The organism is Marivirga sp., from assembly GCF_024636815.1.
Lineage (GTDB): Bacteria > Bacteroidota > Bacteroidia > Cytophagales > Cyclobacteriaceae > Marivirga.
Genome location: NZ_JAGXGF010000066.1, coordinates 1 through 25,257 on the forward strand (window position 1 = coordinate 1; position 25,257 = coordinate 25,257).

A 25,257-nucleotide genomic window follows, 5' to 3' on the forward strand; every position below is an offset into this window, starting at 1 on the left:
GTCTGTTCTTTTGTATTATCAAGTGGAAAAAAGCCATAAAAATGAAAATTTAGGCGAAACCGCCAAATTGAAAAATGCTAAGTTATCTTTTTATAAAGGAGAATTTGAATTAGCCCAGGAACATCTGGATATCCTGAAAAATGCAACTAGAAGAGAAATCTCTAATGATGCGATGGATTTAAGTATTTTAATAAAAAACAATACTATCTTGGATAGTACACAAAAGGCGCTTCGCGCCTATGCTGATGTTGATTTAATGCTATATCAAAATAAATTTCAAAAAGCTCAGCAGACATTAGATAGTCTGATTATTGAATATCAAGAACATCCAATTCTCGATGAGCTACTTTGGTTAAAAGCAAAAAGAGATAAAGAAACAGGTGAATATATTAAAGCGATTGACTTATTGCAACGAATAGTTTTTGATATGCCATATGATATTTTAACAGATGATGCTCTTTTTGAAATGGCTAAAATCTACGAAGAACTAATTCAGGATACAGCAAAGGCTAAAGAATATTACCAAAAATTACTAACGGATTATCCTGGAAGTATATTCGTTGCAGAGGCTAGGAAAAGGTTCCGAAATCTTAGAGGTGATTTTCTGAATTAATTCAAGACCCTTATTCAAGAAATTAAAAACAGCTTTTTACTATTAATACTTTCTATTTGACTACCTTTGATTTTTAATTTTTCACACCTAGAGTTCCTTTTCGTTTAATCGTTGATAGGAACAATTAAATCCTAAATATGCGATTCGAAGAACTTAATATTATTGCGCCCATTTTGAGAGCGCTTAAAGAAGAAAACTATACGGAGCCTACTTCCATTCAATCACAAGCTATTCCGCTTTTATTGAAAAAAAATGACATTATGGCAAGTGCTCAAACAGGAACAGGCAAAACCGCAGCTTTTGCAATTCCTATTCTGCAGCATCTCGAAAATGATAATTCTAATTCCAAAAAAATAAAAGCCTTGGTACTAACCCCAACACGGGAATTAGCCATACAAATAGGAGAAAGTTTTTCTACTTACGGGAAATATACTTCAATTAAGAATACGGTTATATTTGGTGGAGTAAATCAAAACAAACAAACCTCAGCTATTAGAAATGGAGTCGATGTATTGATTGCAACTCCCGGAAGATTGCTTGATTTGATGAACCAGGGTTTTATCAATTTGAAAGATATTCAATATTTTGTTTTAGACGAAGCAGATCGTATGTTGGATATGGGCTTTATCCATGATATAAGAAAAGTCATTGCAGTTTTACCAGCTAAAAGACACTCATTATTTTTCTCTGCAACTATGCCGGATACCATAGTGGAACTGTCTAGAAAAATTTTGAATGACCCAAAGAAGATAGCCGTTACACCGGTTTCTTCGACAGCACAAACTATTCAGCAATATTTATACTACACGAATAAATCCACTAAGAAAGATTTGTTGCTTCATATTTTGAAAGATCCTAAAATGGATCAGGTTTTGCTATTCGATAGAACAAAGCATGGGGCAGACCGAATCGTAAAAGAATTAAAAAAGCAAAATATATCGGCAGCAGCTATTCATGGTGATAAAGCTCAAAACCAAAGACAAAAAGCACTTACTCAATTTAAGGATAAAGAAATTCGTGTTTTAGTAGCTACTGATATTGCAGCACGAGGGATTGACATTGATAAATTACAATATGTAATCAATTTTGATATTCCCAATGTAGCCGAAACATATGTTCATAGAATTGGGCGATCAGGAAGAGCTGGCGAGGCAGGGGTTTCTATTTCCCTTTGTGAACCAGAAGAAAACGATTATCTGAAGGATATTGAAAAGCTAATCAATCAGAAAATTCCGGTAGTGAAAGATAATCCTTATCCACAAACGGATAATCCAATGACTAATGCCGAGAAAAAAGAATTTGAAAAGGAAAAACAACGCAGAAAGCAAGAATTTTTTGCTAACAGAAAAAAGAAGGGGATTAAAGGAGGAAGAAGATAAAATTCTTTTATCATTTTCAATATCTTCTAATCAATTCTGATTTTGTAATTTTAAATTTCAACTCAAAATATTCAATATGAAGCGCTATTTATTTTTCATCTTATTTGTTTTAAGTTCATTTTTTTTAAATGCTCAGGAATTAATCACAGCTTTTGAAAAATCCAACGGAACGGAAACGGCCACCTATCAAGAAGGAATGGGTTTTTATAAAAAGCTTGCGCAAAAATTTCCGCAGATTGATATGCGAGAAATGGGAAAAACAGATAGTGGTGAACCTTTGCACTTGGCGGTTTTTAATAAAGACGAAAAATTTCGTTTCAGTGAATTAAAGGAATCAGGTAAACCCATTTTATTTATTAACAATGGAATTCACCCTGGTGAATCAGATGGTGTTGATGCTTCAATGATGATGCTTAGAAATTGGGCACAAAACATTAGTCAACATTCCTTTTTGGACAGTGTAATTGTGGCGGTAATTCCATTTTATAATATTGGGGGAGCGCTTAACCGAAACAGTACTACAAGGACAAATCAAACAGGTCCGGAATCTTATGGTTTTAGAGGGAATGCTCAGAATTATGATTTGAATAGAGATTTTATCAAAATGGATTCTAAAAATGCATTTGCCTTTGCAGAAATCTTCCATCAACTCGATCCGGATGTTTTTATTGATACCCATGTGACCAATGGTTCCGATCATCAGCATGTAGTAACAGTATTATCTACCCAACACAATAAGCTAGGCGGAAAATTGGGGAAATACCTGGAGGAAGAATTCGAGCCTCTGATATTTGAGAAGATGGAAGAAAAAGGAAGAAATCCAATCGAATATGTGAATGTGCATGGAACCACTCCCGAGGAAGGATGGACTCAATTTTGGGATGCTCCTCGTTATTCAACTGGTTATGCTACTTTATTTCAAACTTTTGGATTTATGACGGAAGATCATATGTTGAAAAATTATAAAACCAGGGTAGAAAATATTTATGATTTCTTAAATGTTGCTTCTGAGCTAACCGCTATAGAAGGATCAAAAATAAAAAAATTAAAAAAGCAGGATAGAGCGGAATTGATGGAAGCCGATTCTTTACCAATACTTTGGAGTAATGATAAAGACGAATTTAAAATGATTACTCTTGAAGGGTATACTACAAGTTACCCTGAAAGTGAGCTAACGGCTAATCCATTATTGAACTATGATAGAAATGACACTTTTGAAAAAGAGGTTCCATTTTATAATTTTTATAAAGTTAAGAAATCAGTCCGAGTACCTGATTATTATGTAATTTCTCAAGCGTGGTTTGAAGTAATCAATCGGCTGAAAGCAAATGATGTCAAAATGGAAATTTTAAAAAAGGATACTATTATTTCTGTAGAGGCTTACCATATCGAAGATTTCAAAACCGTTTCGAATCCTTATGAAGGACATTATTTGCATTTCAATACTGAGGTAAAATCTTCAGTTCAAAAAGTAGCGTTCAGAAAAGGAGATTATTTGATAAACACTCAACAAAAAGCTAGGAGATATTTAGTGGAAACGCTGGAACCTGAAGCAATGGATTCTTTTTTTAACTGGAATTTTTTCGATAGTATTTTGCAACAGAAAGAAGGTTTTTCAGCTTATGTTTTTGAACCCAAAGCCAAAGAAATTTTAGCTAATTTGCCTGAAGAAGAGCGAGCTGAGTTTTATGATAAACAAGAATCTGATTCTACTTTTGCCTCCAACAATTATGCACAGTTGGATTGGATATTTAAGCGTTCTGAACATTATGAAAAATCGCATAAAACATATCCCGTTTACAGGCTAATGGCACAATGAAAAAGCTTTGGCAAAACCGATTTGTAAAAGTTACACTCAGCACATTAGTGGGAATGATAGTTGGTTATTTTTTACAAAACATATCTCTGTTTACCGGAATAGGTTTTGCTTTAGGGTTAAGCTACTTTTATATTGCAAGGTCAAATGGCTAAGCACAAAATAAATTACAACGAATCTATTGAGGTTTTAAGACTAAACCCGGGTGCATCCTTAGAAGAAATTAAAGATGCTTACCGAAGATTAGCCAAGCAATATCATCCGGATATTTACCAATTAGATAATGGAGAAAAGTTTAAGGAAATAAGCTCAGCTTATTATTTCTTAAAAAAGCATCCTCATCCACCAATTCAGCACCAGAAAGAAGCACATTACGGCAATTCAACAAATGACTATAAAGATAGGAGGCAGGCCTATTATAATAGACAGAAAGCAAAAAGAGAACAGGAAGCGGCACAAAAAGAAGAGATGTTTGACTGGCTTTTTGTAAAATTAAGACTTCTTGTTTTAGTAATTTTAATTTTTAATTGCCTTCTTATTATCGATTATATAATACCCTCTATGTCGGAGGAAGTAAAAATTGCAAAAATAAAAACTGTTAATGCAGTTTCTAGATATCCATCACAACGCTCAGAAAAATCATATAAGCTAGAGTTGGATAATGGAATTAGTTTCAAAATTGCAAAACAGAAAACAGGCATAATTGATATAAATGAAGCAGTTGTTTTAAACAGGAGCAGGATTTTTAGAGAAGTTGCATTTATAAAAAACAAAAGTGGTGATCATACTATATATAATGAATATGGTTTATTTAGAATTTTTGGTTTTTTAATTCCAGTTTCAATTATATTAATTATTGCCTACCAAAACTTTATTAAAAACAATGACTATAAATTGACTATATTTTTAATTTTTTTAATCATTTTTATCTTTCAACTTGTGCTGGTTTTTTAAAATCTTTTCAAACTTTGTAGCGTACTGAAAACGAAACCTAATTTTAATATTCACCTAAAGATCTATTTTACTGATCTAAATTTAATCTTTAATAAACCTTTAATACGATGTCAAAAAGATTACAAAAAAGAGTTAACGGAGGATTAGCTATTTATTTTGGAATAGGAAGTTTATTAGCTGCAGTTATGTTTTTTATTCTTTTACTGGTTAATTGCTATAAAGCAATATTTATGGCCAATACAATTTCTTGGGATATGTTTCTGTTCATCATTCTAGGGACTTTAATAAGTGGTGGAATGGCATATGCACTTTTGAGAATAGGCTATAGTGAAATAGAAAACTAATTACTAAGAAAATCCTTTTTGAAATTTGTAGACCTAGAAAATAAGTGCATTATATTTCTATATTTCTATTTCCGAATTCCTAATAAAGACAGCTCGATAATTAATATCCTTACATGAGAATCTTTTATTAAAAACTTACCTTTTCCTATCTCAACAGTATCAGAACCAGAGTCAAATACGGATCGTATTTATTAATATCGATTTTATAAGGTTTTCAATTACTCCAAATAATTGAATTTTTCTGAGAAGATCTGCAAAATTATCTCTCGCTGCAAAAACCGCTTTTTTTTAAAATCAATTCTTGATATAACTAATAAAAATGTCTAATTATTGGGATAAAAAACATGTAGGGGAATAATTCTTTTATTACTAATAAGTCAATCTTCATACATTAGGTTAATAAAACTATAAAAGAGAAGGCTTAAAATATATTCCGATCAATACAGAAAAACACCTTTTAAATTAACTAATTACCGATATCGTAAAACCGTAGATATGTAAACGGTGGAAGTAATGAATTTTGTAATCATGTAAAATGATTTAATAATATTTTGTTAAAATTGTATTTTAAGTGAAATAATTCTATTTATTAGATAATTTTAGTTTTATTATTTGTTTTATTAAATCAATTAATTCTCTTTTGTGAAAATTAATTTCTTAACTAAATACTTACATTATGTTATCACTAAAAAACCTAACAAAAAGTATTTTATCCTTACTGGTTACAGCTGTAATATTCACAGCTTGTTCTCAGCAGGATGAAATGAAAATCAATGACCCATCAAACCTTATTGAGGTAAGTGATGTGGAAAACGGCCAAATTATACCTGGCCAATACATTGTAACCTACAATGAAAATATCTCAAATTTAACTATGCGTGGATTAGCTACTCCAGAAGCTAGAAAAGAAGCAATTGTTGGTACTACCAATACTTTATTGGAAGAGAATAACATCTCAAATGAAAACATTATTGCTGTTTTTTCTGAAACAGTAAAAGGTTTTGCATTAAGGTTATCTGATGCAGAATTAAATGAATTAAGATCTGACAAAAGAGTAGCTCAAATTGAGCCAGATAGAATTGTAACATTAGCTCCACCATGCGGAACTCCTAATGGAGGCCCTTGTGATGGTGATGGTGGTGGCGGTGGTGACACTGGATCACAGTCAACTCCTTATGGAATTACTAGAGTAAATGGTGGAGTAACTTATACAGGTACTTCTGTTGCTTGGATTATTGATACTGGAATTGATTTAGATCATGAAGATTTAAATGTTGATGCCTCAAGAGGTTATAATGCTTTTACTTCTGGAAGAGATGGAAAAAGCTTAGATGACGGAAACGGTCATGGATCTCACGTTGCAGGAACTGTTGCTGCTGTTGACAATGGCGTTGGTGTTATTGGAGTTGCTGCTGGAGCAACTGTTATACCAGTTAAAGTATTAGATTCAAGAGGTAGTGGCTCTTACTCAGGTGTAATTGCTGGCGTTGATCACGTAGCTGCTAACGGAAACCCAGGTGATGTTGCTAACTTAAGCTTAGGCGGCCCTACATCTGATGCTTTAGATGCAGCCGTAGAAGCTGCAGCAAATGCAGGCATTAAAATGGTATTAGCTGCTGGAAATTCAAGTGAAGATGCTAACCTTTCTTCACCAGCTAGAGTAGAAGCAAATAATGTTTATACTATTTCTGCAATGGACATTAATGACAACTTTGCTTCATTTTCTAATTTTGCTAATCCTCCGATTGAATATTGCCAACCAGGTGTTAGTATTAACTCTACGTGGAAAGATGGTGGATATAACACAATTAGTGGTACTTCTATGGCAGCGCCACATGCTGCGGGTGTACTACTATTAGGTGGAAATACTACTGACGGAACAGTTAATGGTGATCCTGATGGAAATGCTGATCCAATCTTAGTTTACTAAGAATAGCAGTAGATTCTTAAAGAATCAAATCATTATAAAAAAAGGAGCTTATAATTAAGCTCCTTTTTTTATGGTTTCTAAAAATTTAATGTGGTTTGCTTACACATAAGTTTTTAGCATATTAAATAATAGGTTGTTTTTAACTTCTATTAAGTGCTAAATCTCTTTTGATTTGAGTATAATCTAGAAAATAAATTAAACGGATACTTAAGTTTTGACGATGTTCGGTGGATAATACATTTTTAAAATTATCTGAATAATTCATATCTACCATATTGTTAACTTCCTGAACAGCATCTTTCCATACTACATTTACAAAACTTCCTGGGGCAATTTGCCAGGAGTAAACGGCATCAATATTAAACACATTAAAATTTGTGTCATGCTTTTCATAGGTGTCGCTTGCTAAATCTTTGCCATTGTATGCAATAGGTTCTATATCGCCTTTATTTGTTAAGCTGAAATAATTAAAATAATCTACTTTATTCCAATAGTGTCGCAAGCGGAAATTAAAACCCATTTTATTATTAATAGTATAATTTAATCCCAATACATTTGACATCACATCAATATCTCGTTCACCAAATATAATTTGTTGAACATCACCTTCATCATTTTTAAAATGCTCGGCAAAACCAATTGAGCTAGATTGTTTATTGTAGTTTATATCATAGTTGATGGAAAACCGATCATTTAGTCTGTATCGTGGAGAAAAATTAACCCAATAATCAAATTGTTCTCGATCTGGGGCATTCCAGATTCCAACCGAGACGCTGCTCATAAAAGCTTTTCTGTTGTCGGAGGAATACCTTAAACGGCTACTATAATTCCAGGTTTTGAAATATTTGGTTCCTTTTACTCTAGGTTCGAAATAATCAAATGTTTTAAAAGGTTCGTATCTAATATTTAAGTAAAAGGATTGGAAGCTTTTGGTTTGTGCCCACAAATCAGTCCAGGTAGTGAAATCCTGATATGAATTAGGCTTGTATAATTCACTATAATTAGCACCAGCCCGTATTCTGTATCGATTGAAAATTGTGGTAGGCTGAAATTGATTATAACCCACAGAGGCAAAATGAGATATTTGATTAGGGTTACGGATATATCCCATATCATTTGGGTTATAGGTATCACTTTCAACATTTCTGCCAATCCTATATTGATACTTTCCGCTGATTTTGGCCAAGCTTATATTATATTTATATCCATCATTAACAAATCCTTCAAGGTTTTGAATATTATTATATGCTCCAAATCCATCGATTTGATAAGTATTGCTTTTGTCTCTCAAGCGGAAATCAGAACCGATTACATTTGCATTATTTCCACCATCAAAACGCTGAACATTGGTGTTGATTAAACTAATATTACTATTGTTTTTCAAGCTTTGATCTATAACCATCACATTAAAATTAGTCAAATCATCTACTTGCTCCAGTCTTAATTCTTTACTTTCCTTATCATAAACCTTAGCATAGGTTCTATTCGTAATGGCATTAAAAAAACCAATGCCTAAACCGTTTTTAGTTCTTCCAGTTATTTTGGAAGCGTTCAATAATGGTGCTTCTGCTGGCTTTGTAACCAAGGAGTCGGAACCAAGGAGATTTACAGAGCCAAAAGATTGTCCGACTCTACGAGAATAGAACAATCCCCCTTTATTAAAAAGCTCAATTCCTTCAGTAAAAAAAGGTCTGTTTTCATCATATTGAACTTCAAAAGGGCCTAAATTATAAACCAGATTATCGGAAACGGTTTGTCCAAAATCTGGAATTAAAGTCATATCTAATGTAAAACTCTCTGTTAAACCGTATTTTAAATCCATCCCCCCAGTAATGTCCATTCCACTTTCATCACCGAATTTATTATAGTAAGTGGTAACGTAAGGGGAAATGGATAATCTAAGTGGTGGCTCAATTCCTTCTAAGCCTGTTAATACGCCAGATTGATTGACTAAGCCATCAATAGAGTTGTCTACATAATTCCAAAAGGAGGTCTCGTTTTTGCTTTGAATTTTACGCATGAAATTGATATTCCAATCCTGGTCCTTTTCCTTTGGAAAACGAATTGACGAATAGGGTATTTCCATTTCGACCTGCCACCCGTTTTCTGTAATTTTTGCATGACTTTTCCAAACGGCATCCCAATTGTAATCTCTTCTACCTCTGTTGATAAATATGTCAGTTTGAACTCCTGAGGCACTAACTTTTAGGTAAAATGCATTTTGTCCATTTTGATAAGTATCCAAAATCACTCCAAATTGATCGGCATTTCTCCTGTCGTCATCTCTTATACCTAATTCCTGACGAATAGGCTCACCGGTATTGTCTACCATTCTGGCGGCAATGTATATTCCAAAATCAGTATAGGCGGTTTTGATAAATGTTTTTTGATTGGATGGAGCACCATTTTCAGGTTCAAAAACAATGAAGCTAGTTTCTGTTTCATTTACATTCTGCCAAAATTTGTCATTCAGTTCACCATCAATACTGGGTGTAAGTTCTTCAACAAATTGGGTTTCCATTTCCCTTATAACTCTTTTTTTTTCTTCTTTAGCTGAAATAGTTACAACCGAAAAAATAAATAGAATAAGGGTTATCGATAAATTTTTAATCATTATGTAGAGATACTTTAAATAATTATGAACCTTGCCTCCAATTTTAACTCATTATTAGGGAATTTGATGCTGGAATTACATCAATACAAATTTAAGTAGATAGACGGTAGGTTTTTAAGGTCTTTAGCTGAAAAGCTTACAGACTTGATGAATAATGCAATAATGTTTATTCCTGGAATAGCTTAATTTATGTTAAAATTATGATGCAGAGAGAATTGCAACTGTGTTTTACTATAGTTGCTATTAAGCTTTTGCTCCATTATACCGATTTGTACTCTCAGATTTTCTTTCCAAACATAGCCCAAGCCTCCATACAATCGGTTTCGATCAAAATATTCTATATTTCCTCTTTTTTCTCCATTTATAAAAACCTCATTATAGATGGGAATGTAAAATGCGCCCGGGCTAAACTTTTTATCTGATAATGGAATATTGATAAATAAAGCATATCGCAGACGAGTTCTGAAATCTTGATTATCCACAAAGCGTTGCTCATATCTGAATCTGTGATTTAAGGAAATTATTGAGACATTTTGCTTCAGCAATGCTTCCTGATATATTCTGCTTTCATAAAAAGTATTATTGGGTTCTCCAACAGCTTCAGTAGTAATATGTCCATAACCCAATGTAAAAGTTGCCGAACCATCCTTTAAATGATATCGCAATCCTGTTCTTAAAAGTAATTGTTCCAAATCACCAATGGTATTATGATTTCGGTATTGAGCTTCTGTATGAATACCAAATTGACTGTTTTCAAATTCTACTCCCCCAAAATACATATACCAAGCACCTAAATCAGGCTCATCTTGGGCAAAAGAAGGTGAAAAAGAAAATAGAAAAATTAAAACAAAAACTAATCGGAACATTATACTGACGAATTTGAAAATTAAAAATCATTGCAAAACTATTGGAAGGAAATCCTTCTGCAAAGCTTTTTCAACGAACGGTTTTCACATTAGTTTTAACACTGTATAATGAGCGAGTTGCAGTAATAAATAATTGATCAAAATTTTTCCCACCAAAGCAAATATTGGCCGTCCAATCTTCTGGTATTTCAAGATGCTGTATGAAGCGCCCCTTTTTATCGTAAATGTCAACTCCTTTACCCGTTAAATATAAGTTTCCTTTTGAGTCCAATGTCATTCCATCAGAGCCTTGCGCTACAAAAAGTATTTTATCTTCAAGCTCTCCCTTTTCATTGATTGTATAGCGATAGGTTTTTCCAGCGCCTATATCTGCTACAAATAATAAGTTCTCTTTTGAATTTCCAACTACTCCATTGGCTTGTATTAATGTTGAATCCAATAAAATAGGATTACCATTTTTTAATAAATAGATGGATTGATGACCTACCGTATCATGCTTAGTTTCCCAATAGGGTCTCTGATAAATTGGGTCTGTGAAATATAGATTACCGTTTTGGTGAACCCAAACGTCATTTGGGCCATTGAAATTCACTTCTCCAGAAGGATTTAAAATTATTTCTTTGCTTCCATCTAAAGAGAATTTCCACAATTGATTTTGTCCATCGGCACAAGCCCAAAGATTTTGATTATTATCTATATATAAACCATTTGATCTACCGGAGCTATCAGTGAAGACACTTAGCTTTCCATCAATAGCATATTTGTAAATTTGATTATTGGGTTGGTCAGTAAAATAAACGTTTCCCAAACTATCAGAAGTTGGTCCCTCAGTAAAATCAAAGCCCTCGGCAACTTTCAGAATATCAGAATTTGCTGAAATGGGCAATTTTGGCTGCTGTTTACATCCGAAAAATAAAATAGTACTTAGGATTAAAAGATGAATAGTTCTATTATCAATCATTTTATAACATTTTGTGTAATTTAAGCTTTTTAAAACAAAAGCATTAATTGCATAAAAAAATAAGAATATGAAACTCTACTTAAACCCTGTATTTGCGATACTATTTATTTTTACAACAGCTTGTAATTCAGGTTCTAAACAAGAGAAAAAAACTGTTGAGAAGGAAGTAGAGGAAAAAGTTAAAGAAAAGAAGGAGGAAAAGAATAATATTATTTTTTTTGGTAATAGCCTTACTGCAGGATATGGAGTAGAGGCAGAAGAAGCTTTTCCGGGCTTAATTCAGAAAAGATTAGATTCTTTGGGTTATGACTATAATGTTATCAATGCAGGGGTGAGTGGAGAAACTACTGCCAGCGGATTATCCCGAGTGGAATGGGTAGTAAAACGCCAGCCCGTTGAAATTTTTGTGTTGGAGCTGGGTGGAAATGACGGTTTAAGGGGAATTAAACCAGAAGAAACCAATAAAAACTTAAGGGCGATTATAGATAAAGTGAGGCAAATACATCCTGAAGTTAAAATTTTGCTAGCTGGAATGATGGTTCCGCCCAATATGGGACAAGCTTATGCGGAAGAATTTCAAAAATTATTTCCTAAAATAGCGGAGAAAAAAAATGTAAATTTAATTCCATTTTTATTGAAAGATGTGGGTGGGGAAGCAGGTTTAAACCAACCGGATGGTATTCATCCTACACCGGAAGGCCATAAAATAGTAGCGAAAACAGTTTGGGAGTATTTGGAGCCTTTGATCTAAATGTTAATTAATCAAATAGATTATTACGACCATAGAAATAAGAATAAAGATTAGCATCACTAATCTACTAATCATTTTTGCTTTCCTTTTATGTTTAGCTCTGTAGTTTTGAATTTCTTTTAAGTTAAAATTCCCTCGAGCTTTATGCTTTTTATTATTGGTATAAGGGTTTTCATTCATTGCTTTTCTCTTGTTTCTCAGAGCACGATTTTGTTTGAATGAATCACTTCCTTGTCTACTAAAGCCAATACCTCCTGTCATTTGAAAACTATTTTATAGTACAATAAACTAAAATGTAATTTAATAATAAAATTATATGAGCTTTTGATAGTAATAAACTTGAATTAAAATCACCAATGATGGCAATCCTGAATTAATCGCTTCGTTTTAATGCCCGAAAGTATTTAATTTCTTATTTTCGCCTCTGTTATAAAAAAACAAAATCTATGACTTCTTATCAAAAGGTTAACAACATCAGTGGCTGGATTATTTTTTTAATCGCTTCTGCCGTTTATATCATCACTTTAGAACCTGTTGCCAGCTTTTGGGACTGTGCGGAGTTTATTGCCAGCGCCTATAAGTTACAAGTTCCTCACCCTGCAGGGGCACCACTGTTTTTATTAATTGGCAGAATGTTTTCTATGTTTGCCGCGAGTGATGTAGAATCTGTCGGCTTTGCTGTCAACTTGGTTTCAGCCTTAAGTAGTGGATTCACCATTTTATTTATGTTTTGGTCCATTAATATTCTATCTCATAAAATCATGAAGATTAAAGTGGGAGAGGCTAATATGGCTCAAACTATAAAAATCATTGCCGCAGGGGCGATCGGAAGTTTAGCCTTTACTTTTTCAGATTCTTTTTGGTGGTCAGCTGTCGAGGCGGAAGTATATGCAATGTCCTCTTTCCTAATTGCTTTAGTATTTTGGGCAATGTTGAAATGGGATTTAATTGAAGATGAGTCTAATGCAAACAGATGGCTAATTTTAATTGCATATATTATTGGGTTATCAATTGGTGTACACTTGTTGAATATAGTGGCGCTCCCGGCCTTAGGTTTGATTTACTATTTTAAGAAATATAAAAACGTAACTTTTAAGGGAATTTTCTTTGCGCTTTTAATTAGTAGTGCAATCCTAATCTTCATCTGGCAATTTATCATTTTAGGAGTACCAAATTTGATTGGTCAATTTGAAATCTTCTTTATAAACTCAATTGGTCTTCCATTTGGTTTTGGAGCCTTGATTTTTGGATTACTTTTAGTTGGAGGCCTTTCATATGGAATATATTATGCCATCAAAAAGGAAAAAGTTACCCTCCATACTTTTCTTTTAGCTTTAACTTTTATTTTAATTGGATACTCATCATACTTTATTGTGATGATCAGATCAAATTACAATCCACCGATTGATCAAAATAATCCTGAAAATGTGATGACTTTATTGTCATATTTAAATAGAGATCAATATGGTTCAAGACCTCTTTTGCATGGCCAGTATTTTGATGCTGAAGTAGTTTCTCAAGAGCAAGGAGACGCTGTTTATAGTAAAGGGGAAGAGGAGTATGAAATCACGGATTATAAAATCAATACAAAGCACGATCCGAGTAGAACTACTATTCTACCAAGAATGTATAGCGGAGCCCCAGGTCATGCTGAAGAATACAGAAGATGGACAGGGTTACGCCAAAATGAAAAACCAAATTTTGCAGATAATATTAAATTTCTATTCCGCTATCAACTAGGCCATATGTATTTCCGATATCTGATGTGGAATTTTGCAGGTAGAGAAAGTGATATTGAGGGAGCTGGTTGGAAAACCATGTTCCAGGATGAAAGCGAATTGCCGGAAGTAATGGCAGAAAATAAGGCACGAAATAACTTCTATATGTTGCCTTTTATTTTGGGTCTTATAGGCCTTTTCTTCCAATATAAAAAAGATGTGAAGGGCTTTAGTGTGGTAGCTATGTTCTTTTTCTTAACGGGTATAGCCTTAATTCTTTACTTGAATTCACCGGCTACCGAGCCTCGGGAAAGAGATTATATTTATGCGGGCTCTTATTATGCTTTTGCTTTTTGGATTGGTTTTGGAGTTTTGGGCGTTGCTTCCTTATTGGAAAGAGCCATCAAAAAACCAAAAGTGGCCGGAGTCGTGGCCGGGGTAATTTGTTTGATAGTACCTGGTATTATGGCATCTGAAGGATGGAATGATCATGATCGTTCAGGAAGATATTTTTCAGTGGATGCAGCCCGAAATTACCTTGCTTCCTGCGAACCTAATGCAATCTTATTCACGGGTGGAGATAATGATACTTTCCCGTTGTGGTTTGTTCAAGAAGTAGAAGGTTTCAGGACAGATGTTAGAGTGATCGTTTTAAGTTACTTTAATACGGACTGGTACATAAATCAAATGCGCCAAAATGCTTATGATTCTGAACCTTTACCCATAACCTTAAGTGAAGAGCAAGTGTCTCAAGGAGGTAAAAATGATTATTTACCTTATATGGGAAACACAGGTATAACTGGAGCCATTCCAATTGATCGTTATTTAAGTTTAATCAGAAATAATAATAAGAGTCTGGAAGTTCCTACCTCTGTTGGCAGTTACAATATGTTGCCTTCCAAGGAATTGAGCTTGAAAGTGGATGTAAATCATGTGAGAAGTCTGGGAATAATTCCTGAAGATAAGGCCGACATGTTGGTAGATAGAATGGTTTGGAATGTAAAAGGAAACGGTCTTGAGAAAAAAGATTTAATGATATTAGATATCATGAATGAAAACGATTGGAAACGACCAATCTATTTCAATACTACTTCCTTGAATGGAATCAAAATGGACTTGAGAAAGTATGTGGTGCAAGAAGGTTTAACTTATAGATTGTTACCTGTAGAAAGAAATGATGTTCAATCTGAATTTGTCAATACAGAAGTGATGTACAATAACTTGATGAACAATTTTCATTTTACCAATACTGCAGATCCGGATGTTTATTATAATGAGAATTATAGAAATTTCTTCCTGAATCATCGCTCAGTATATACTGCTTTGGCGAAGTCATTAGTTAACGAAGGAGATGAAAAAAGAGCATTGGAAGTAATTGATTTTATTATTAAAAAGATTCCTAACGAAGTGGTGCCTTATGATATGACGGCATTAGATTATATTCAAATTTATTTAGCAACAGGAAATGAAGAGAAAGCTAATGAAATAATTAATGTTTTATGGGATCAAAACTATGAATTATTCCGCTACCTCGTAGATCATGAATTGATGTACATGAGCAGAGAAAGACAAATAAGCTTTGCGATTCTCAGCCAGATTGTTCAAATCATGAGACAATACGGCATGAATCAACAAGCTGTTGAGTATCAAGATCAACTAAGAGTATTATATGAAAGAATGTAAAGTTTAATAAAGTCACAAAAAATAGCCGGCAACATTGCGGGCTATTTTTTGTCTTTCTTTCTTTAAATATTAACCACCACAGCCGAGGAATTTTTTAAAGTCTGTTTCTTCTGGAATTATACCCTTTCTTTCTTCCTCTTCTTGATTCTTTTCACTTTTAGAGCTCTTTTGATTTTTTTTAATTGGTGTAGATTTCGATTCTTGATTTTTTTTATTTTTTTCTTTATCTCTAGTCTTCATATTTACTTCAACGATATTTAATTTAGGTATGTTTTAAATAGAATAATAGTTGACTGCTTATACCTTTTCTTTGTCATATTCCTGCCTTTTCGTATCTTTTGGCTTTAATTACTGAAATATATGCTCAGAAAAAGAATTTTTGTAGGACTTGCCATCAGTTTAGCTCAGATCTTATTGTTTTATGGAGCTTATCAATTATTATTTTTGTTTGAACCCTTTTTTGATGAAGAGTCCAAAAGAACTGTTTTTGAAAACCTTTTTTTGGATTGGTTTTTTAATGACTACGTTTTAGTTTTTGGATTACTTATCCTATTGCAAAACACTCTAATTGTTATTACTTGGAGGAAAAAATGGACCCTTGGCTTGAGAATTATTACCAGTATTTTACATGCTCTGTTTTGGATTCAAAATATGGATGCACTTTATAATGAATCCATAATTTTAGGAGTTACAGGTGTTCTACTTATCTGGCTTGGACCAGCCTTTGAAACTATATTGATAACCGCTTTTGGAATAAAACACCCTTACAGAGAAAGAGATTATTTTGAAGATTTAGATAAAAAAGTGAAATAGTTTAGGAAGCCATTTCCTTGTACTGCATATTATGAAGTTGATGGTAAAACCCGCCCTTTTCTAACAATTCTTGGTGAGTGCCAGTTTCTTTTATTTCACCTTTATCTAATACTATAATTTTATCTGCTTCTTGAATAGTCGATAGCCTATGGGCAATTACAATGCTTGTTCTACCCTTCATCATTTTTTCGATTGCATTTTGAATCAATTCTTCCGTTTCTGTATCAACTGAGGATGTGGCCTCATCCAAAACAATAATTTTAGGATTATAAACCATGGCCCGAACAAAGGAAATTAACTGACGCTGACCTACTGAGAGCGTTGCCCCTCTCTCCATTACATTATATTCATATCCGCCAGGCAATCGCTCAATAAACTTCTTAGCACCTACTAATTCGGCGGCATTTTTTACCTGCTCTAAACTAATGTTGGGATTACCTAAGGTGATATTATAAAGGATAGTATCTGAAAATAAGAATACATCCTGTAATACAACGCCTATATTTTGGCGTAATGCAAACAGATCGTAATCTTGCAAATCTCTGTCATCGAGTGATATTTTACCCTTTTGAATATCATAAAATCTACTCAAAAGATTAATAACAGATGATTTTCCTGCTCCCGTTGCTCCAACTAAAGCAACAGATTGACCTTCTTTCACATCAAATGAGATGTTTTTGAGTACAACTTCTTCTTCATTATAAGAAAACTCAACGTTTTGAAAGGTAATATTTCCCTTTACCTTTTCAGGATTATAGTTTCCGTTATTTGGAATATGCTCATCGTTATCTAGTAAATTTAAAATTCTTGATGAACTTACTATCCCCATTTGTAGGGTATTGAAACGATCTGCTATCAGTCTGATAGGTCTGAAGAACATTTGAATGTATAGAATAAAAGCAATCAGCATACCTAAGGTAATGCCTGTTTCTACCTCGTTTACTACACTTTTTGCTCCGTACCAAACTAATAAGCCAATGCCTGTTGCTTGAATTACTTCTGCTACAGGAAAGTAAATAGAGTAATACAAAACGGATCGTATATTCGATTTCTTATGTTGATTATTGATCTTTTTAAACTCCTCGTATTCTTTTTTTTCTGCTGTAAAGATTTGTACGATAGACATACCGGTTACATGCTCCTGTACAAATGAATTTAAATTAGAAACTGCATTTCTCACTTCATTAAAAGCAACTTTCACTTTTTCTTTAAAGATATAAGTACTTAAGAACAGCAATGGCAATGTAGCTAAAGAAACTAAGGTGAGTTTCCAACTCATAGCAAACATCATCCCCAGGATGAATAAAATCTGCAATATATCACCAATCATAGCAGCCAAGCCTTGGCTAAAAACGTCCGATAATGTTTCTACATCAGATACATTTCTGGTAACCAAACGACCAATTGGTGTTTTATCAAAAAACTTTAATCTTAGGCTCAGCAGATGGCGGTAAAGCTTTAACCGGATATCGCGAATAATATATTGACCCAACCAACCCGACAGATAAGTATGTCCATATTGAACGATAGATTGCATCACTAACAAGCCTACTAATATCAAAGTCATATTAATTAGGCCTTGAAAGTCTCCGTTAGCAACAGGATTATCAATTGCTTTCTGAATAACGAAAGGTCTTGTCGGGGCTAAAACAGCTAAAGCTACAGTTAAAAACACCAAAAAATAGAAACGGCCTTTATAAGGCTTCACAAACTTATACAAACGCTTTAGAACGTTAGTATCAATGATATTTCCGCTTTTTATATTGTCTTTCTTCACTTCCCGCTTTTATAAATAAATGTCCTCAGGATATTGAACTTCTGTTAAATAAAGTCCGAGAGCTGGAACGGCTCTACCCGCTGATTTTCTGTTTTTAGCTTTAATAATATTTTCAAAATCTTCAATAGGGATTTTATTCTGGCCCACATCCAATAAAGTACCTACTATTGCCCGAACCATGCCACGCAAAAATCGATTCGCCTTAATATGGAAAACTAAAGTGTCCTGTTCTTGTTTCCAGTAAGCTTCAAATATATCACAGTTGAATGTATAAACATCTGTTTTCACCTTACTAAAGCTTTCAAAATCTTGATAGTTCAAAAGTTTTTCAGAAGCTAAATTCATTTTTTCAATCGACAACTCTTGAGTAAAAAAATAAGCTTGGTCAATAGCAAAGGGATTTTTTTCTGTTATAATATGGTACTGATAAGCTCGGCTGACAGCATCAAAACGAGCATGAGCTTCATCCTTTACTTCTCTAACGTGCTTTAAAGCTACGTCATGCGGGAGCATTTTGTTCGCTTTATATAACAATTGCTCCGCCTTCAAATTATCTAAAAAATCGAATTGGAAAACCTGGGCTGTTGCATGAACGCCACTATCGGTTCTACCACTTCCTAAAATTTCTACTTTTTGATTTAAGATGGTAGAAAAAACCTCTTCTACTTTTTGTTGAACACCCATGGCATTAGGCTGTTTTTGCCAGCCATGGTAATCTGTACCTTTATATGCTATGGTGAAAAAATATCTCATGATAATCAAAAAGCAAATTTAAGGGTTTTTGTAGGAGGAAATAACTTTTACGAATTCTAAATTTTGATTTTATTATTTCTACAACTTCCACTTAGCTCCTAAATAAAAGTTCCTTCCGGGAGCCGGTTGATAAAATCTACCTCCAAAGGCATTTAAGTCATTGCCTAAACTGTAAGTGTTATTAAATATGTTTTCCATTCCTCCGAAAAGATTGATTTTTAATGAACCGAGCACTTTAAAATCAATATTGACATTTAGAAGGTGATAAGAATCAGCAAATATCTCATTATCATCGGTCAATGGTGTTTCACTTACAAATCGATAGTGAAGATTTAAATTCAATCTCTGTGCCATAGCAAAATTGAGTGTTTGGTTAAAAGTATGTTGAGGAACACCGGTAAGCAAGTTTCCTGAATAATCTTCCTCCCGTTTTTGGTAATCTTTAAAAGTAAATTGATAAAAATTATAGCTTGTTCGACTATTGATTTGATTAATAAACCCTTGCGGAGAATCATACCAATTTGCAGTCACTCCCCATTCGGTCCCAAGCTGATTAGTGGCTCCTGCATTTTGAAAAAGCACAACGCCATCTTCGTTTGTATAAGTAGTGATCGTTTCCCTTAAGGCGGAGTAGAAAAAAGTAGCGTCTAGTTGTAATCTTTTTCCATAATATTTATGGCCTAGCTCATAAGTACGTCCTTTCTCGGCTTGTAAATTTCTATTTATACTCCCTTCGTTCGTGCGAATTTCATCTAAAGTAGGGCTGGAAAACCCTTCACTTAAAGAGGCAAAAGTCATGTTACTTGGCGACCATTGATGCTTTAAAGCAATTCTAGGAATCACCTCATTATCAAAATTCCTATTGAATTCAAATGGTTCAGCAAATGCATTAACCTTTCTGTTTACATTATATTGCAATAGATTACTGCTTAGCCCTAAAGTCAATTCCCATTTTTGATATCCAATTTGAGTTTGAAGAAAAAATAATTTTCGGTCAATGTTCAAATCATCAGCAAAGCGAATTGTATCTTTTTGGCCATTTACATTTCCATAATTATTAGCCGAGTTATCTGCATGTTGCCATTCCAGACCGGCATCCCACTGCCAGTCAAATTGATTCAAATTCATATCATAAGTCCATTGATGGCGCAATGCAACCTCTCTATTTTGATCTTCTTTATAATCCAAAATAAAAGGATTCTGAAACCATGTATAAGTACCGGCTACATGTGTACTCTGGCTTAAATTTTCTCCAAAAAAACTAGTGTAGCCAACTCCATAAAACACGGTCCTTTGATCAATGGATGAATTTTGAGGTTCGCTTCCAGCACGAGCTTGCGTTGGGTCTTCTGCAAATTGCTCTGCATTTAATCCTCCTGGGATTTCATAAAACAAATCATTGTACAAAATATGGAAATCTAATTGGTGGTTTTCATTAATTTGATAACGGGAAGATAACTGGTAATTCTGTCTGTCTAATTCATTATGATCTCTATATCCATCATTTTGTTGATGATCCACAGCATAAAAAGTAGTCCATTTTCCAGATTTAATTTGTCCTTTAAGCCCCACATTTAATTGATTGAAACTTCCTCCTGACACTTGGATTTGCAGTGGGCTTTCTTCTTTAGAAGGGAAATTACTGATTTGCATTACGCCTCCCAATCCTGCTCCAAATAAACTTCCTGCAGGACCTTTCACCACTTCTAGTTCTTGCATTTGTGTATTACTAAGAAGATTTAGGGCTGTTGATCCATTAGCTTCTGTAAACGGCAAGCCGTTCCAATAAACTTTCACGTCTCGCACTCCAAAAGGCGAACGAATAGAACTTCCTCTTATGCTTACCCTATAACTTGCAATTGCTCTTTGTTCTAGATTGACTCCAGGCAAAGTGTTCCATGCCATGACAGGATTAAGAGGAGAGAATTTATCTAATTCCTTAGGGCTTAAATAAGCAATAGGAGCAGATTGTTTATTGATTTGTTCTCCCTTGTTGAAACCAGTTACAGTCACCACTTCCAATATGGAGTCATTTTTAATTTCCTGAGACCAAAGAGGAGATGAAAAGATTGAAATAGAAATTAAAAGAAGTAAAAATTTGTGCATAGGATTAATGAGTTGAAATTCTTAATGTAATTAACAATAAATCGAATTGAAGTTCATTTTACTTCCGCTAGCCTCTGGCTAGTGGAACTTATTACCGCCTCTGGCGAATTCTACATATTCTTTTATGATGATACATTAAAATAGTATCAATTCCGTGCCAGTGATACAAGTAAAAATCACTAGCCAGAGGCTAGCGATAGAACAGCTATTTTGAATTCTATTGCTATAAAGATAAATTTTAATATCAATCTAAAATAAAATTTTATTACCAACTACCTCCGGCTCCACCGCCACCGGTCATTCCGCCACCGAAGCCGCCAAAACCACCGCTCCCTCCGAAGCTTCCTCCTCCGGAATTGAAGTCACCGAAAGATCCGCCATGACTTCTGCCACTACCACCTAATAGCATCATCATGGTCAGCATGCCCATACTTCCACCTCCCATGTGATGATTTCTAACCCTTCTAATTCGAGAGATTATGGTAATGATGATAAAGAAAAACATTAAAAATGCGCCTAACCCTATTCCTTTACCTGCGTCATTATCAGCTATTTTATCAGCAGTATATTTTCCTGAAGCCAAATCAAAAATAATGCTTGTGGCTTCATCCAACCCCTTATAATAATAATTATTTCGGAAAGCCGGTTTCATATATTCATTGATAATGGTGCTTGCAGCTCCATCCGGCACCACACTTTCCAAACCATAACCAGTATTGATAAACATTTTTTTGTCTTGCATAGAAACGGTAATTAATAGACCGTTATCCTTATCTGCCTGTCCAATTTTCCACTTATCGAAAACCTCAACACCAAATTGATTAGGTTCATATTGACCATAAGTAGGTACAATTAGTATCACAACCTGAGTGGAAGTGCTGTCATTATAGGCTACTAGTTTTCGCTCTAATTGCTGTTGTTCTCCTTTATTCAAAGTATTTGTTAAATCATTCACCAACTTAGGTGGATTAGGCCTAGAAGGGATTTCATCCTGTGCAAAAACAGAAGTTGCCAAGAATAATGCAATAATGGAAAAGTAGATATTTTTCATGTTATAAGTTTACTGTATTTTAAACCTCTAAGTTACAATTGAATCATTGTTTTAGAGAATATTTTACTTAAATTTAAAGATTCTAATTTTAGTAATTGGCTAATTTTTTTAGTATTTTTACTCCTGTGAATTCAAATCAAAATATCAAAGGCAGGGGTGCTCAACAACATCTTTCCAATTCATTTTCTAAACAAGAATATACTACGGAATGGGATGAGGGGATAGATGAGTATACGCATTTGGATAAGCCCACTACCCAGATATTTTACGAGCACCCGAAAAAAATCATTAATAAAGTCAGTAGTCCTGATGTAGGTATGGAATATTCCATAAACCCTTATCAGGGATGTGAGCATGGTTGTGTGTATTGCTATGCTCGCAACTCTCACGAATATTGGGGCTGGGATGCAGGCTTGGATTTTGAATCGAAAATTATTGTTAAAAAGAATGCTGCTGAATTGCTCGGAAAAGAACTTCTGAACCCTAATTGGAAAGTAAAACCCATAGTGCTTTCGGGTAAAACAGATTGTTATCAACCTTTGGAAAGAAAGCTTCGGATTACAAGAAGTTTATTGAAAGTAATGGCAAAATACCGCCATCCTGTGGGAATCATTACCAAAAACACTGGTTTTTTGGAGGACTTAGATCTACTTGAAGATTTAGCAAAAGATAATTTAGTGCGTGTTATTTTATCCATCACCAGTCTGGATGAAAAACTGAGGTCGGTTTTAGAACCAAGAACAGCTTCTTCTATTAAAAAACTACAAGCCATAAAGATTTTGAGGAGCAAAGGAATTCCTGTATCCATTATGAATGCGCCTATTATTCCTGGATTAAATCATAGTGAGATTCCTGAAATCATAAAACTTTCTGCAGAAAACGGAGCCACTGATGCTGGCTATACCGTAGTTCGATTAAATGGAAGGATAGCAGAAATCTTTAAAAAATGGCTGCAGAATTATTTCCCTGATAGGTCTGAAAAGGTTTGGCATCAAATTGAAAATCTCCATCGGGGAAAAGTAAATGACTCCAATTGGGGGCAAAGAATGAGGGGGCAGGGAGCTGAAGCCGATATGATTAATCAACTTTTTCATATGGCTAAGAAAAAGTATATGAAAGGGGGTGACAGGATTCAGTTAAACACTTCCGCTTTCAGAAAAGGCGGTGCCTATCCATTATTTTAATTCAATCAACCTGCTATTGAATCAGATTTTAGTAATTTTGATTTATGACATTTTTAAAATCACCTCTTTTATTCTTTTTATTTATTCTACCGTCACTTGTTTTATCACAGACTACCACTGTTGAGTTTCAGGTAAACATGAATGAGCAAATCACACAAGGAAATTTCAACCCAAACACTGATTTTGTTGATATAGCAGGTTCATTTAATGATTGGGGAAGCCCCGCTTTAGTCTTAAATGATGATGATAGTGATGGAATTTACACAGCAACTGAATCTTTTAATATTGGTCAGCAAATTGAATTGAAAGCCAGGATAAATGGAAGCTGGAATGGAACTGAAGAATTTCCAGGTGGTGGTGCTAACCGTTCTTTTACTATTGAAGAAAATGATGTTATAGCATTTTGGTATAATGATGAATTTCCTGATAATGTTCTCCAAGTTAATATTTCTGCTTCTTCGAATTTTGCAATACCCGGAGAAGCCATTCAATTTACAGATTTATCTAATGGCAATCCTACTGCTTGGGAATGGAATTTTCCTGGTGGAACACCAGCAACTAGCACAGAACAAAATCCAGTAATCAGGTATACTAATGAAGGAAGTTTTGACGTAAGCCTTTCCATTCAAAATGCTGATGGAGAAATGGAAACTAAAGTTTTCGAAAATTTTATTACCATAGGAAATACCGATACTTATTGGTGGAATGAGGCAGTATTCTATGAAATATTTGTTAGAAGTTTCTATGATTCAGATGGTGATGGAATTGGTGATTTTCAAGGACTGATTCAAAAACTGGATTATCTCAATGATGGAAATCCTGCCACGCATCATGACCTAGGCGTAAATGGGATTTGGTTAATGCCTATTCATCAATCCCCCAGCTATCACGGATATGATGTAACCAATTATAGAGAAATCGAAAGCGATTATGGTACCAATGAGGATTTTAAGGAATTTATTGCAGCAGCACATGAGCGCGGCATAAAAGTAATCATTGATTATGTGATGAACCATAGTTCTAGTGAACATCAGTGGTTTCGAGATTCCAAAAATCCATCAAATGAAAAAAGAGAATGGTACGTTTGGGAAGATACTAATCCTGGCGGAAGTGGTCCTTGGGGTCAGAATGTTTGGCACCAAAGCAATGGAGACTATTACTACGGACTTTTTTGGGGCGGAATGCCGGATTTGAATTATAAAACTCCTGCCGTCAAAGAGGAAATGTTTAATATTTCTACTTTCTGGCTCAAAGAAATGAATGTAGATGGGTTCCGATTAGATGCGGTAAAATATATTTATGAAACAACAGAAGGCTTGGAGGATGTAGCGGAAACATTCCAGTTTTGGAAAGATTTTAGAACTCATTATAAATCTATAAATCCCAATTCATTTTCAGTTGGGGAAGCATGGACTTCTACGGATAAAGCAAGAGAATATGTCGGAAATGATGGTTTAGATTATGTTTTCGAATTCGACCTTGCGGGAAACATTATTGCCGCGGTTAATAATGGAAATGCAGGTGGCCTAATTTCAAAATCACAGGAAGTAATGGGCAGCTATCCATATTTACAGTTTGGGACATTTTTAACAAATCATGATATGAACAGAGTGATGAATGTTTTGAACAGCGATCAAGCGAAAGCAAAGCAGGTGGCCGAATTGTTATTGACTTTACCCGGAATTCCTTATCTCTATTATGGTGAAGAAATTGGAATGTTAGGTCAAAAACCTGATGAAGATATCCGATTGCCGATGCAATGGAGCAGCGCTTCTAATGCTGGATTCACAACTGGGAATCCGTGGCGCGCACCAAAAACGGATTACCCTGATAAGAATGTGGCTGACCAACAAACAGAACCTTCGTCCCTCTGGAGAGCTTATCAGGATGTAATTGCCACTAGAAATACCCAACAAGCTTTAAGAACAGGAAATTACAGTACTA

At 34.3% G+C, this 25,257-nt stretch carries 20 protein-coding genes; 11 read left to right on the plus strand and 9 right to left on the minus strand.

What is annotated here, in order from left to right; genetic code table 11:
* The 6 genes from Q0L29_RS05110 to Q0L29_RS05135 form a co-directional block, all read left to right on the plus strand.
* The coding region (locus Q0L29_RS05110) for a tetratricopeptide repeat protein (RefSeq protein ID WP_296619632.1) at positions 1-613 on the plus strand (613 nt) is incomplete at its 5' end.
* Positions 614-750: 137 nt separating this feature from the next.
* Positions 751-1,992 (plus strand): DEAD/DEAH box helicase, encoded by a 1,242-nt coding sequence (locus tag Q0L29_RS05115; protein ID WP_296619634.1) that lies wholly within the window; start codon positions 751-753, stop codon positions 1,990-1,992.
* Positions 1,993-2,068: 76 nt separating this feature from the next.
* Positions 2,069-3,811 (plus strand): M14 family metallopeptidase, encoded by a 1,743-nt coding sequence (locus Q0L29_RS05120; RefSeq protein WP_296619635.1) that lies wholly within the window; start codon positions 2,069-2,071, stop codon positions 3,809-3,811.
* 144 nt (positions 3,812-3,955) lie between these two features.
* Positions 3,956-4,762: a DnaJ domain-containing protein gene (locus Q0L29_RS05125; RefSeq protein WP_296619637.1), complete on the plus strand. Its 807-nt coding sequence runs from the start codon at positions 3,956-3,958 to the stop codon at positions 4,760-4,762.
* Between the two features lie 107 nt (positions 4,763-4,869).
* Positions 4,870-5,106, plus strand: coding sequence for a hypothetical protein (locus Q0L29_RS05130; protein WP_296619639.1), 237 nt, complete (start codon positions 4,870-4,872; stop codon positions 5,104-5,106).
* A 676-nt stretch (positions 5,107-5,782) separates the two neighbouring features.
* Positions 5,783-7,036: a S8 family serine peptidase gene (locus tag Q0L29_RS05135; protein ID WP_296619641.1), complete on the plus strand. Its 1,254-nt coding sequence runs from the start codon at positions 5,783-5,785 to the stop codon at positions 7,034-7,036.
* A gap of 139 nt (positions 7,037-7,175) precedes the next feature.
* On the opposite strand, the gene Q0L29_RS05140 is transcribed toward Q0L29_RS05135, so the two are convergent.
* The 3 genes from Q0L29_RS05140 to Q0L29_RS05150 form a co-directional block, all read right to left on the minus strand.
* Positions 7,176-9,650, minus strand: coding sequence for a DUF5916 domain-containing protein (locus Q0L29_RS05140; RefSeq protein ID WP_296619642.1), 2,475 nt, complete (start codon positions 9,648-9,650; stop codon positions 7,176-7,178).
* A gap of 182 nt (positions 9,651-9,832) precedes the next feature.
* Complete coding sequence (locus Q0L29_RS05145) at positions 9,833-10,516, minus strand: DUF2490 domain-containing protein (RefSeq protein ID WP_296619644.1); 684 nt, start codon at positions 10,514-10,516, stop codon at positions 9,833-9,835.
* Between the two features lie 70 nt (positions 10,517-10,586).
* Positions 10,587-11,477, minus strand: a complete 891-nt coding sequence (locus Q0L29_RS05150; protein ID WP_296619645.1) for an SMP-30/gluconolactonase/LRE family protein — start codon at positions 11,475-11,477, stop codon at positions 10,587-10,589.
* Between the two features lie 67 nt (positions 11,478-11,544).
* Between Q0L29_RS05150 and Q0L29_RS05155 the strand changes: the two genes are divergently transcribed.
* Entirely contained in the window at positions 11,545-12,228 is a 684-nt protein-coding gene (locus Q0L29_RS05155) for an arylesterase (RefSeq protein ID WP_296619647.1), read from the plus strand.
* 3 nt (positions 12,229-12,231) lie between these two features.
* On the opposite strand, the gene Q0L29_RS05160 is transcribed toward Q0L29_RS05155, so the two are convergent.
* The gene (locus Q0L29_RS05160) at positions 12,232-12,489 is read right to left on the minus strand and encodes a hypothetical protein (RefSeq protein WP_296619649.1); all 258 of its coding nucleotides are present in this window, start codon (positions 12,487-12,489) and stop codon (positions 12,232-12,234) included.
* Positions 12,490-12,674: 185 nt separating this feature from the next.
* Between Q0L29_RS05160 and Q0L29_RS05165 the strand changes: the two genes are divergently transcribed.
* A complete protein-coding gene (locus tag Q0L29_RS05165; protein WP_296619650.1) occupies positions 12,675-15,629 on the plus strand; it encodes a DUF2723 domain-containing protein in 2,955 nt (984 codons plus the stop codon).
* A 69-nt stretch (positions 15,630-15,698) separates the two neighbouring features.
* Here Q0L29_RS05165 and Q0L29_RS05170 read toward each other — a convergent pair whose 3' ends face one another.
* The gene (locus Q0L29_RS05170; protein ID WP_296619653.1) at positions 15,699-15,869 is read right to left on the minus strand and encodes a hypothetical protein; all 171 of its coding nucleotides are present in this window, start codon (positions 15,867-15,869) and stop codon (positions 15,699-15,701) included.
* A gap of 120 nt (positions 15,870-15,989) precedes the next feature.
* On the opposite strand from Q0L29_RS05170, the gene Q0L29_RS05175 reads away from it, so the two are divergent.
* Positions 15,990-16,442: a hypothetical protein gene (locus tag Q0L29_RS05175; protein WP_296619655.1), complete on the plus strand. Its 453-nt coding sequence runs from the start codon at positions 15,990-15,992 to the stop codon at positions 16,440-16,442.
* Position 16,443: 1 nt separating this feature from the next.
* On the opposite strand, the gene Q0L29_RS05180 is transcribed toward Q0L29_RS05175, so the two are convergent.
* The 4 genes from Q0L29_RS05180 to Q0L29_RS05195 form a co-directional block, all read right to left on the minus strand.
* Positions 16,444-18,219 (minus strand): ABC transporter ATP-binding protein, encoded by a 1,776-nt coding sequence (locus Q0L29_RS05180; protein ID WP_296619657.1) that lies wholly within the window; start codon positions 18,217-18,219, stop codon positions 16,444-16,446.
* A 9-nt stretch (positions 18,220-18,228) separates the two neighbouring features.
* Positions 18,229-18,972: a tRNA pseudouridine(38-40) synthase TruA gene (truA, locus tag Q0L29_RS05185; protein WP_296619660.1), complete on the minus strand. Its 744-nt coding sequence runs from the start codon at positions 18,970-18,972 to the stop codon at positions 18,229-18,231.
* A 78-nt stretch (positions 18,973-19,050) separates the two neighbouring features.
* On the minus strand, positions 19,051-21,078 hold the full coding sequence (locus Q0L29_RS05190; protein WP_296619661.1) for a TonB-dependent receptor: 2,028 nt from the start codon (positions 21,076-21,078) through the stop codon (positions 19,051-19,053).
* 265 nt (positions 21,079-21,343) lie between these two features.
* Entirely contained in the window at positions 21,344-22,129 is a 786-nt protein-coding gene (locus Q0L29_RS05195) for a TPM domain-containing protein (RefSeq protein WP_296619663.1), read from the minus strand.
* Positions 22,130-22,224: 95 nt separating this feature from the next.
* Between Q0L29_RS05195 and Q0L29_RS05200 the strand changes: the two genes are divergently transcribed.
* Together Q0L29_RS05200 and Q0L29_RS05205 are read left to right on the plus strand one after the other, a co-directional pair.
* Positions 22,225-23,313 (plus strand): PA0069 family radical SAM protein, encoded by a 1,089-nt coding sequence (locus tag Q0L29_RS05200; RefSeq protein WP_296619664.1) that lies wholly within the window; start codon positions 22,225-22,227, stop codon positions 23,311-23,313.
* Positions 23,314-23,357: 44 nt separating this feature from the next.
* On the plus strand, positions 23,358-25,257 hold a 1,900-nt coding region (locus tag Q0L29_RS05205), incomplete at its 3' end, for an alpha-amylase family glycosyl hydrolase (protein WP_296619667.1).